10 protein-coding genes are annotated in these 12,004 nt (G+C 60.8%); 2 read left to right on the top strand and 8 right to left on the bottom strand.

Features of this window, described 5'->3' with window-relative positions; translation table 11 throughout:
* Positions 1–264: 264 nt before the first annotated feature.
* Positions 265–852: an acetyltransferase gene (locus tag KIV56_RS14050; RefSeq protein ID WP_281533929.1), complete on the top strand. Its 588-nt coding sequence runs from the start codon at positions 265–267 to the stop codon at positions 850–852.
* A 27-nt stretch (positions 853–879) separates the two neighbouring features.
* Here the strand turns inward: KIV56_RS14050 and KIV56_RS20530 are convergent, their stop codons facing one another.
* From KIV56_RS20530 to KIV56_RS14015, 8 genes are all read right to left on the bottom strand, one after another.
* Entirely contained in the window at positions 880–1,401 is a 522-nt protein-coding gene (locus KIV56_RS20530; protein WP_432432557.1) for an acyltransferase, read from the bottom strand.
* 38 nt (positions 1,402–1,439) lie between these two features.
* Positions 1,440–2,156 carry a glycosyltransferase gene (locus tag KIV56_RS14040; RefSeq protein WP_281533928.1) on the bottom strand — a complete coding sequence of 239 codons (717 nt, stop codon included), beginning with the start codon at positions 2,154–2,156 and terminating at the stop codon, positions 1,440–1,442.
* 474 nt (positions 2,157–2,630) lie between these two features.
* A complete protein-coding gene (locus tag KIV56_RS14035) occupies positions 2,631–3,413 on the bottom strand; it encodes a hypothetical protein (RefSeq protein WP_281533927.1) in 783 nt (260 codons plus the stop codon).
* 89 nt (positions 3,414–3,502) lie between these two features.
* Positions 3,503–4,936 carry an O-antigen ligase family protein gene (locus KIV56_RS14030; protein WP_281533926.1) on the bottom strand — a complete coding sequence of 478 codons (1,434 nt, stop codon included), beginning with the start codon at positions 4,934–4,936 and terminating at the stop codon, positions 3,503–3,505.
* 4 nt (positions 4,937–4,940) lie between these two features.
* A complete protein-coding gene (locus KIV56_RS20525) occupies positions 4,941–5,297 on the bottom strand; it encodes a serine O-acetyltransferase (protein ID WP_432432556.1) in 357 nt (118 codons plus the stop codon).
* 183 nt (positions 5,298–5,480) lie between these two features.
* On the bottom strand, positions 5,481–6,323 hold the full coding sequence (locus KIV56_RS14025) for a glycosyltransferase (RefSeq protein WP_281533925.1): 843 nt from the start codon (positions 6,321–6,323) through the stop codon (positions 5,481–5,483).
* A gap of 66 nt (positions 6,324–6,389) precedes the next feature.
* Positions 6,390–7,454, bottom strand: coding sequence for a lipopolysaccharide biosynthesis protein (locus KIV56_RS14020; RefSeq protein ID WP_281533924.1), 1,065 nt, complete (start codon positions 7,452–7,454; stop codon positions 6,390–6,392).
* A gap of 119 nt (positions 7,455–7,573) precedes the next feature.
* Positions 7,574–8,839, bottom strand: coding sequence for a polysaccharide biosynthesis tyrosine autokinase (locus KIV56_RS14015; protein WP_281533923.1), 1,266 nt, complete (start codon positions 8,837–8,839; stop codon positions 7,574–7,576).
* A 422-nt stretch (positions 8,840–9,261) separates the two neighbouring features.
* Between KIV56_RS14015 and KIV56_RS14010 the strand changes: the two genes are divergently transcribed.
* Complete coding sequence (locus KIV56_RS14010; protein ID WP_281533922.1) at positions 9,262–11,001, top strand: putative bifunctional diguanylate cyclase/phosphodiesterase; 1,740 nt, start codon at positions 9,262–9,264, stop codon at positions 10,999–11,001.
* Positions 11,002–12,004: the final 1,003 nt, after the last annotated feature.

Here is a 12,004-nt window from a genome sequence, read left to right as displayed (position 1 = left end):
TCCCGGCCCTGAGTTGGAACTACAACGTCGGAACCCTGTAGTCACATTAGTGGCGGGAGGGTCCAAAAATACCCCCCTTTGGGTTACAGCCTGATTTCGTTTTCGTGAAAAATGGCATCGATGCATTGTGCACAAAGATGGATTTCTCGACGCCTCGGTGGCAGTGGATGCGTCACTCGTTCAGGGCTCATAGAATCGTGTGATCGTGACGCGTGGTTTCGGCCTGGCTCAGTACACGATTCAGACGCGGACGATAGGGGCACCATGGCAAACGATCCCGAAATCGACAAGAATCCGACCGATATCCCGATAATCAGGCTTGCGGACGCACCCGGAGAACACGCGGCGTGGGATCGGCCGCTGGCCGTGATTTATCTCTGGGCGATCGCGGAATTGCTCCTGGTCACGAACCCGTGGCAGATCAGTTCCAGCCTCAGAGTTCGAGTACTTCGATTGTTCGGCGCCGAAATTGGCCCTGGCGTCATCTTTCGCCCTCGCACGCGGGTCAAGTTCCCTTGGAAACTTCACGTTGGCAGTGATTCATGGATCGGCGAAGGCGTGTGGTTCCACAATCAGGATCACGTCTATGTGGGTCGCGATGTCTCCATATCTCAGGAATCATTCCTTACAACGGGCAGTCACGCCCATCGCAGGGATATGGGTCTCATTACTCGCCCAATCCGTATCGACGACGGCGCATGGGTGACTTCGCGATGCATTCTCCTCGGCGGAACGCACATCGGCACGTCCGCATTGGTAACGCCCGGCACCGTCGTCGGTGGAACTGTGCCTGCAAACCGGATCTGGGGCAGCGGCGAACCCCACGACCTGGGGGCTCGCTTCGATCTCTGACTTCCAGCATTCCGCGGCAGTGAAACCTCACCTATCAAAGTGAAGGGCGGAAGAATGCACCTCCCGTTCGGCGTCCGATGCAAAACGTCGCCTAATAACCCGCGCGGGATTGCCAACGGCAATGCCATACGGCTCGATGTCGTGGGTCACCACTGCGCCGGCACCCACGACCGCACCGTGTCCGATTTTCACACCTCCGAGGATTATCACGCCTCCGCCGATCCACACGTCGTTCCCGATGACCACGACATCTTCATTGCGGGAAGATCGATCGCCAACCCATGTTGAAAATGCCATGGGCACTCCAACCTCATCGATCGCATGGTCTGCCCGCCCGACGATCTGGACCGCGCGCCCGATGAGACAAAGGTCACCGATCTCCCCGTCTACCTCAATGACAGTGCGTTGACCGATTGACACGTTGTCTCCAATGGTCAGACCGTGCAGGGAACTCACGACGCTGTTTCGTCCGAGACGCAGGTTCTTGCCGCACGTCACCGGTCCGTGCACCATCAGACGTTGCATGACCGAGCGAACGAACTTTTCCATTGGAGCCGGAATTCGACTTCGGTTCGCAGGCACTTGCACTACTGATTCGTTGGCCATCCGTCTGCTCCCAGTTCTTGATGAGTGTTGCGAAGTGCTGAAGTGATCCCGGCGGCCATCGCCTCAGCGGAATAGGTATCTCGCACGGCCGAATTCGTGGTCTGCCTCGAGGCAGCGTTTCCTTGGATCTGAAGGTCATTGAAGAGCCCCGCGAGCGACTTCGGTGAGTCGGTGTCAAAGAAGCTGACTCCTCCGATCCTTGCGAGCTCGAGTTCGGGAGAATGCGGTTCATCCCTTGAGACGAGCATGGGAACGCCGAAACCTAAGCTTTGCGTCAAACTCAGCCCGACGTAGCCCGGTGAAACGGAACAAATGGCGTCCTCGTATAAATGGCGCAGTTCATTGACCTCGGAGACTTGACCGAGAAAGGAGACAACGGCATCTCCTCCGAGTTCGCTGACTAGCGCCACGAGCCTGGCGCGTTCGCCACCTTCTCCGACGATCAGCAGCCGAACGCCGCGAGCAGAAAGGTCGCTCAGGAGGAATCCGCGAATTAGGACATCGACCTTCTTCTCGGCCACGAGCCGTCCCACGTAGAGAACGCTCGTGTAGGGCCCGTTGCTGGCGGACACTGTGAGGTCGTCTCGTGAATACAGCGAATTCGGTGCGACCCAGACACTCGCCCCTGGCACCTCTGAACGTGCGAAGGGCACACTGTCGTAGCCATAGAGAATTGTTCCGTTCGCCAGCCGCCTCATCGTCCGGCGCAAAAAGGCCGTTCGGCTCTCCTGGCCGGCACGAGGGTGCAAATGCCCCCAGAGAAGAGTGCGCCGACCCAAAACGCGTCGCAGAAGCACGAGACACCATGCAGTAAGGCTTCGAGGATTCAAGTCCAGAATCGTAGTCCTCGCGGCGACCGCGCTCTTCCACCCCCCAGCTGCACCAGCACACGTCCTGCTATGACGTAGTTCCTCACACGCGTGTAAAGAGTCGGACTAATCCCTGTGCGGATGGTTGGATCCACGTGGCGATCGCCCGCAAACAGCCTCACGTTCACCGTCTCATCCGACAGGAGCGATCGAATGCAATACTCGCGATAGAAGGGCAAAACGGCGAGATAGAGCACGTCAAACTGAGACTGCGGCAAGGAGGATTTCACATTGTGCTCTTTCTTTCGTGTCCAAGCGATACCGGACCGCCATCAGCAGCGGTTTCTCAGCGTGGCAATTGGCTCAGTCGGAATACATCGGCCAGAGGTTGAAATGGTCAACGACTGCTTTGAAGGCGGCATCATTCTCATTTCTGGACACGTTGCTACGCCAGAGCGCGGTGCCCTGAGTGGCACCATTGGAGGGATACTCTCGACCGGTGTCGATCTTAACTGCGGGGGCGCCTGCCAAGGACGCCATTGCCTTGAACCAGATGTCGTCCGCAGAGGCGCACAGCGACGACGCGGTTTCCCACTCGAAGACGCGTTCGTCGAGAGAGCCGGGCGGGTAGAGGATACCGCCCCTCCCGGTCAGGAAGATCTGATGGCTGGGACGATCCACCGGCGCCGGACGCCACTCTGTGTAGGGAAGTGCTGTTTCGCCCGAGCAACCGATGAGTGTTCCCCTCGTGCCGACCACACTGCCGGGGAATTGTTTTCCTGCCGAATCCAACTCCTTCATCCAGGACCGACGGTAGAGCACGTCGTCATCGGCGGTAATAACGGTAGCTCCAGGGTGTACTTCAAGTACCGGCAGCAGTTTTTTGAACGAACGCTTGTTGTCGGGCGTGTACTGGATGGTGATACGACCCTTCGAGGCGAGGACCAGGCGGCGAAGCGTCTTCGGGAGGTCCGGCTCACCGCCCGGGAACTCGAGACTCGATAGAACGAGATAGATCGAATCCGCGGAGAGGGATTGCTTGAGAATACTCCGCAGGGTCAGGTGAACAGAACGAATCCTGGCGGGGTAGGTGGTCAGCGAGACGATGCGATAGGAGCCGTCGGGTGAGGTGGCGGTGCGGGTCACCCGGCCGACATGCAAAGGTAACCGGACCCAGACCTGCGCCTGGACTCGATCGAGCCTCGTTCGGACGGCCGACCACGCTCGTTTCACATTCATGTCAGATGCTCTCCAGTTCCCGTCGACGAACGATTTTCATTGCCCGAAATGGACAGGGTGAGACTCCCAGGAATTTCAGGTCCATGTAGGTGTGGCTCCGTGAGTTTCGCGTGTTCCTCGGCGGCAAATACTGCTGGCACCTTGAGTCGAACCTCGCCCGGTTGGAGGGCCAATAGCGTTGCCGCTGCCATCCACCCGAACACGTCAAGCAAGCCAAAGGCCCAGGTGCGTTCGAGCAGGCCGGAATAGATCACCGGCATGAAGAGGAGCGCCGTTGTTGGCGCTGACCCCTTTGCAGTCTGCCGAAGAGCAAGGAGGATGAGAACGACGAAGAGGAGCACACCGATCGCACCGGATGTATATATGATGTCGAGCCACTGATTGTGGACGGAATACGCCTCGTCTCTGGAGATGACGCCGTTCGCGACTTGGTTTCCCCAGACCAACGCACCAAATCCGAAGATCGGGCTCGACGCGAGCTGGTCGGAGGCGAGACTCCACAAATACGCGCGATTAGTGAAATCCCCAGGAGCCAATGGAAGAAACGGCAGGATGACCCCAATGGCCAGACCGAAGAGCGCCGTCCCGACCGCGATGATTCGCGACCAAGCGCCTGCAACGTGCTCGGAGTCAAGCCGCGTGAGGAGAACCACCACCGTAACGATGAGAGCAACTTGAAGGGCGGTTCTACTCCCGCAGATATAGACAATGCTCAAGAGATAGAGAGCAAGAATCCACCGAGTGCTCCGACGAAAGACAAGCAATACAGACGGCAACGTGGCCGCAAGGATCAAACCGATCGTGTTCTCGCCTGTTGTCACGCCGAAGAACAAATTGCCAAGCGGACCGCACTTGTCCAGGCGGCACTCGCGGAACGCTGCCGTGAAGTTCACCAAGAGGAACAACCCGCTGGCGATACTGACGGAGAGACCGAATACCGCCATCCCGAGGCGAGCCCCACCTCCCCGTGGCAAAACGGATGCACCCAAGAAGAGCGCGACTAAGGCTACGATGCGCGGGTTTCCAACTGATGAGGCCCCGACCGCGGCGGAGGAGAAATCCGTTAGGACGACCAGCAGTCCCATCAGGATCAATGGCGAGTTGATCGGGTGTCTACGAACGAATGCCTGCACGAAGAACGTCAGGAAGCCGACTCCAATGATTACATAGCCGGCTGACTGCATTATCTGCGCCGCCCGAGGATTGGCAAGAATCGTTGTCTGTCCGAAGGCATTGACAACTGACACGTTTCCACCCTCGAACTGGGTAACGGCCGATGAAGCGAGGAGCAACCACGCGACGACAACGATGTAGGTCGTCGTGAGATTCCAGGTGGCTACAAGATTTCCGCGTCGCACCCCCTGAATAAGAGCGATCAAAGCGAAGGTGGACAGCCCCGTGACGATCAGGATAACGAGTGACTGGTTCATGGCTTCAGACCTCGGCGCTCCGGGCGGCCAGAACGCGTCCAGGATTTCCGACAACGGAGGCGCCCTTCGGCACATCGTGCAAGACAACTGCATTCGAACCTATTCGTGCTTGTGCGCCAATTGTTAGGGCACCGATTACGCAGGCTCCGGAGCCAATCGAGACTCCGTCGCCGATCACGGGAGACGGACCACCGTCACCTTTGTTCCCGATGGTCACTCCCTGTCGGACGACGACGTCGGCACCGAGCTGAGCGTCCACGTTGATGACTAACCCGAATCCGTGGACGATCTGAAAACGGGGCCCCACTTGCGTCTTGACTGGCAGGCTCCATGCCAAGCAGCCATTCGGAGACAAATACATACCAAGCCGTAAGAGGATACGAAATCAACCGTGGTCGACTCGAAAATGGATAGCGCGCCGACTGGGCAACTCTGAATGTCACAAGCAGGAGTCGGGCCCGCGGCCGATGGGCATTGGCCTTGAAGTCTTGGAATATCCAGCTGCGTCGAAACGTCGGTTTCAGCGGAACTTCGACTGGTGGCGTCACGATGAACGCATGTCAAAGTCGGCCGCGCCCGGAACATCCAACACGTACTCTCTTCCCAGCAAGTCAGGCACAACGCCACCTCGACGTTGAGAGAGTTTGTAGAGTGCACGGTCGACAACACCCTGGAGCGGACTCAGCGATCTGCGCAGACCATTGACGCGCGCGGAGTGAGTACGTGCACGCACTTCTTCCGCCTCCACACTCGAACGATTTGCTCCGGTGATACTTCCGGGATGCAGGCGAAAAGCCGCGACCTCAGTAGGCAAGTAGAGCAAGGGACCGACGGTGCGCAACTTCAGAAAAATGTCGAAATCCATGGCATAGCGGAGGCTGGTATCCAGTCCTCCCACTGCATCGATTGCGGTTCGTCGGAACAGACTCCCAGGTTGCGGGACCAGATCCTTGCCCCACGGCAAGTAAGCTCTCGCGATACGTCCCGGATGGGTCACGAATAGCGTTTCGTTCTCTGCATCGATGTAGCGCACATTCCCATAGGTGGCCGAGGCCATATCATTTCGTCCAAGCGCCATCTGTGAAATCTGCAGCGATCCGGGTGCAAGCAGGTCGTCGTCTCCTAACCAAGCGAGGTAGGTCGCGTCACGAAGTTCTGCCCACCCCTCGTTGACAGCAGCGGATATCCCTGGAGTGTCCGAGGCGAACACCCTAGCGGGCGTTCCGATAGCGATCTTCGTGACCTCGTCCGGCCGTGGCGTTACGATGACGACCTGAATGTCAACGCCTATCTGGCCAAAAATTGAATCAAGTGTCCCCCGCAACCACGTCGGACGGGTTCCCAGAGTGGGGATAACCATACCTATTTGAGCCATTGCATTCTCCACTTCGGTCTTACGTTCCTACGAGTCGACATCTGTACGGTGGGCTGCGACGAATCTCGCCCAACGCAATCACGTGCCGATAGTTGCAAATTGTTCAACCGTCATCCCCTCCCGCATTCGACGGGAGTTCGCTCGAACGCGAACGATGTTGGGGATGACCTGAAAGACGAGAACTCCAGCGGCAGCAGAAACGAACGGTGTGATCGCCCCCCATATCGGCGCGAACACCCACGTAGCACCCACGACGACCGCAGCCATGGGCAGCCCCCACAACGCTTGAAAGCGCAAATCTCTCGGCGACGTCAACGAGACTCCGAGAACTAGCTGCACTGCCTGCACGATGATCAACACACCACAACCAAGGAAGATCAGTGCGCCCGCCTCGACGATCGAATGCGAAATCCAACTCGCAAGCCACGGACCGAGTGCAACCAATCCGACCAGGCACAGCACAGCCGCGCCTACGAAATAGGAAACCATGCGCGCGAGCAATTTTGAAGAACTTTCGTTGCGCGAACGGCTGCGTGCGAAAATCGGCCACAGCGACGTACCTGCCGCGATGAAGAACGACCACAGTGGTGCATAGAACTGCATGGCAAGTGAATACGTAGCGACGTCGCCAAGGGTTGCGCGAGACGCAAGCACGACTCGACCCCATTGGAATGCGAACGCCGAAACGATGCTGATCATCAGGTACCACATTCCCTGAGAGAGGAGACCGGGTAGGTGATATTGCCTGTATTGAAACACGGTGATCCAACGAAAACCGATTCGCTTCATGGCGATTGAAACCGAAACCGCCGCACTTATGAGTCCACCGACGACCGGCGGGAAGACCATAAGTTCAGGTGGGAGACCCCGCCACACGATCAGTGCTGTGCCTGCCAGGCTCAGTATCGGTCCAAGTGCGGTGACGACAATCGCAACGGGATTGAGCAGAAGCGCAAGGAGCACGCGCTGCCCTACGCCCAACGGAATGGTCACAGCGAATGCGATAACCACAAGTCCTGTCACGGCGTCGACGTTGGCCAGCCCCGAATTGCCCAAGTTGAGCACATCTGACCACGAGAACACGGTGGCACCCAACGCGCCAATCGCCGAGACAACGAACATTGAGACGATCAACACCCGCATCGCACTTGCTATCGCTCGCGTCCGTATCGGGTCGTTTGGCTCCGACATCGAAATGGAGTTGATCACTCCCGCCCCAATCCCAAGGTCCGCATAAGGCACCAACTGAGACAGAGTGATCACTACGGCAATGGCCGCGTATCCCGCGCCGCCGGCACGCGGCCGGCCGCGGCCACGATGATGGCGCCGCCGACGTTCTTGGCGAGGATGGCGGCATCCGTCACCGGGAGGAGCGGCGGGGCGTCGAAGATGACGACGTCGAACTTGTCGTTGAACTCTCCGATGAAGTAGGACATGCGCGCGGAGCCGAGCAGTTCGCTCGGGTTCGGCGGCACCTGGCCGGCGGGGAGCACGAACAGCTTGGCCTTGCCCCAGGGCTGGATGATGTCGGCGAGCTCGGCGCGGCCGACGAGCAGGTCGGTGAGGCCGACGGTGCCGTCGACGCCCATATAGTCGGCCATCTTCGGGCGTCGCAGGTCGGCGTCGATGAGCAGCACGCGGGCGCCGGAGTCGGCGAGCGCGATGGCAAGGTTGGCGGCCGTCGTGCTCTTGCCCTCGCTCTGAATGGAGGAGGTAATCACGAAGCTGCGGTCGGTGCGGCCGACGTCGAGGAACTGCAGGTTGGTGCGCAGAGTGCGGAAGCTCTCGGCGCGCGGGCTGCGCGGGTCGACGTGCACGATCAGGGGGCGTTCGCTCGCCTTTGCGTCGAAGACGATGCCACCGAGGATGGGGATGTCGGTGATCTGTTCAACGTCGCGCTCGCTGCGGATGCGAGTGTCGAGGGTCTGGCGGAGCACCGCGGCGCCGACGCCCAGGGCAAGACCCACGAGCAGTCCGAGCGCGATATTAAGAGGTACGTTTGGGCTGACCGGGGCGCTCGGCACGGTGGCCTCCTGCGCGCGAGTGAGCTTGACCGGGGACACGGCTTCGGCGCCGGTTGACGTGGAAGCGGGGGTCTCGATGGTCTGCACGACGGCCGTGAGGCTGAGCGACGTGGCGTTGGCGATGTCGGCGGCGCGCACCGGGTCGGTGTCGATCACGGTGATCTCGATGATCGAGGTGTCGAGCGGCGCGGCGGCGGTGATCCGCTTGGCGAGCTCGTCCGCCGGGATGCCGAGCTCGAGGCTCGCGATCACGGGCAGAAGCACGATCGGGGTGGCGACGAGGTCGGAGTAGGTCTTGACCCGCTGCACCGTGAAGCTGTTGCCCTGGGCGAGGTCGCTCGTGGTGCCGGTGGACTGGGTGGAGACGAAGACCTTGGCGGTGGCGCTGAACTTGGGGGTCTGCACGATCGAGACGCTGGCGGCGGCGGCGACGCCGACGAGCGCGAGGATGAGGATCATCACCCAGCTCTTGCGGAGGATGCGAATATAGTCGCGAAGTTCCACTAGGCGGCCTTCCCTGTGTTGACTTACCGTGCGCGTGTGCGGTGGTGCGCGAGGGCACAGCAGATGCCCCCTTCGTCATGGCGTCACACAACTGCGGTCCTCTCCCGCTACAGCTGGGCTACGTGCATGAATGGGGGTCATAAAACAGGGCAAATGGGGGGGGTGGAGCACGGACACGTGCGGGGCTGGTCGACGATATCCGCTACGCCGGTAGTCGCGCAGGTAGGCTCACAGGATGGGTATGAACTTTGTATGCAACGAGGCGAATCGGGAGATGACTCCCGTGCGCGGCAACGGCCCGCCCCGGGTACAACCCCAGACGACCGACTGATGGACGATTCAGGGGGAATCGCAAGAAACGGTGGGCCGAAGCACTGGGGAGGTTCTTCCGCGCCGAACTGATGGTCACGTTCCATCCGGGGATGTTCGACAACCCGAAGGTGGCGGGGCTGCTGCTCGGCAGCCTGACGACGTTTGCATCGATTGTGCTTTTCGTCTACGTGAGCACACCCGAGGAGAGCGTGGCCCCGCACGCCGGCCTGTTCGTCCTCATCGTATGTGTGTCGCTGCCGGTCGGGCTGCTCTCGATACTCTTCCGCCGGTTCTTCACCCGCACCGTGCGCACGATCGTGCTCACGTTCCTGGTGCTCGACACCGCCGTCAGCGTCTATCTCACCGACACGACCTCATCGGCCCTCGCGATGAGCACCTGGATCCTCGTCATTCTCGCTCTGTCCTATATGTTCCTGCCGATTCTGCAGTCGCTGCCGTTCGCAGTGGCCGGCACGGTGCTCGTCACGACCGCGCTGATCGTGCACCCGGGCATGCGCGGCATCGACCTGCTCCTGATCATCCCCGCGGCGATCATCGCGAATTTCGGACTGCACTGGCTCGTGACGAGCGCACTCAAGTCGGAGACCGATGACCTGACCCGGCTCGGCAACCGGAACTACTTCGAGCGCATCCTCAACGATCACGTTCGGACCGCCCCGTCCGGCGCTGTGACGACGGTCGTGCTCATGGACCTCGACCACTTCACCCTCACCAACGAGGTGCGCCAGCGGGCCTACGGCGATACGCTCCTCATCGACTTCGCCGCACGCTGCAGGCAGCTCGGCGGTCCGGACTCGGGCGTGATCGTCGCCCGCACGGCCGGCGACGAATTCGCGATCCTTCTGCCGGGCGTGGCCACCGGGGAAGCCGAAGCCGCGGTCGAGGCCATGCGGGCGGATGTCCACGGGTTCTCGGCGGGCATCGCCGGCCACGAGCCGGGCGAGTCGGCCTCCGGGCTTCGAACCCGAGTGACGGAGGCGCTCTCGAGCGCCAAGCGGGCCGGGCGCGGAACAACCAGCATCCACGGGGGTCACTATGCGACGGCGACGGCCGTCGGGCAGGCCATCGCGAACGACGAGTTCAGCCTCGTGTTCCAGCCGATCGTCGATCTGCGCACCCGGCGGGCGGTCGGCGCCGAGGCCCTGCTGCGCTGGACGCACCCGACCCGGGGCGCGATCTCGCCGGTCGAGTTCATCCCGCTGTGCGAGGCGAGCGGGGCGATGCCGCGCCTGGGCGCCTGGATCGTGGACACGGCCGTGACGATCGCGTCAGGCTGGGCGATGCCGGTCGAGCCGGGGGCGCCGCCGTTCTATGTGAGCGTGAACGCCTCGGGCATCGAACTCGGCGACCCGCACTACGCCGACCGGCTGCTCGCCCTGTGCACGGCTGCGGCGCTGCCGGCGGGAGCGCTCAAGATCGAGCTCACCGAGAGCGACTACGTCGTGGAGTACGGCGCCGTGCACGCGAACATGGCCCAACTGCAAACATCGGGCATCCCGATCATGATCGACGACTTCGGCACCGGGTCATCGAACCTCGAGCGGCTGAGCGAGGTACGGGCGAACGTGCTGAAGATCGACCGCCGCTTCATCTCGGCGATCGGCTGCGCCGCAGACGATGCCCCGCTCGTGCAGTCGATCCTGGGGCTCGCCCGGGGTCTCGGCAGCAGCGTCATCGCCGAGGGCGTCGAAACCGATGCCCAGGCCGACTGGCTCGAGGACCACGCCTGCCGCTTCGCGCAGGGGTACCTGTTCTCCCGGCCCGTGGCATCCGCCGACCTCGCCGAAGTGTGCGCGGGACTGCGCGAGCGCTCGGGATTGCTTCTCTAAGTGGTGAAGCCGTAAGTTCCGACCGTCGGAAGTTCTGTTGGGCGCTATTGCCGCCAACACAAGACCACTCAAAAAAACAAGAAGCCAGGGTAGGCATCGATTCGGAAGAGGCAAGCTGCACGACTGGAATGAAGTTGTTGTCGAATTGAAATTGTGGACAACATCCGGGAGCGCCTGAGATGCTGCAGTCCCCCACGTCTGCAACACGCATCCGACTGACCAGCCGCGCCCCCAACTCACACAGCTCGCCGGGGGAAAATACCTACATCAATGAGGATGCTACCAAATTCCACAATTACGACACCTTTGGCACCTACCAGAGCGAGTCCTTGATTGGCACAGCAAGGCGATGCCTAACGTTCAAGGGGATTTAGGCCGGGATGGTCACGACTTTGGGGCTCCCGAAACTGGTGTTGTTAAAACGGAACTGTTTAGGACAGTTCAAGGCGTCCAGGGCATCGGGCATCGGGCATCGGGCATCGGGCATCGGGCATCGACCGTGCCGCACCCGTCGCCAATCCCGCCGCGGTCTCGTGGTTTGCCGCTCTTGCCACGCCGGCGTAAGGCGCCGAAACGATCATGAATGGGCTCGCCGCCCATGGCGTTGCTCTGCTCTGGGCGGTACACGGCGACCCCGTTGTCGGCCCGTCGCTCTGACGATCCACACATGCGAAAACGTGTACGACCGTTGGAGGCCCGCTCTCGAATATCCGCCATATACACGGCGTCTATCCTGACTCCTATGGCGCGGGACACTAGATTCTCTAGCGTGGGTGATGCCGGATGCCCCGCCAACAGCTACGAGTCGTTCAACTTGGGGACAACATGGGCACTTATGTCCGGAACGGTTTGGGGCTACTCAGGCATGGCAGACAGTGCAGGTTTCGTGTGCTGCCACAGACATATAGGTCGGCTCCGAGCCTTCCAACCCGATCTCATTCCAGGTTCCGCGGTTGACTGGCATCCCCGAGTGGATCGGCACGACATTCACTGGGAGCATCCC

The sequence above is a fragment of the Cryobacterium breve genome, from assembly GCF_027594785.1.
Taxonomy (GTDB): Bacteria; Actinomycetota; Actinomycetes; order Actinomycetales; family Microbacteriaceae; genus Cryobacterium; species Cryobacterium breve_A.
This window is presented reverse-complemented; position numbering and strand designations above follow the sequence as displayed.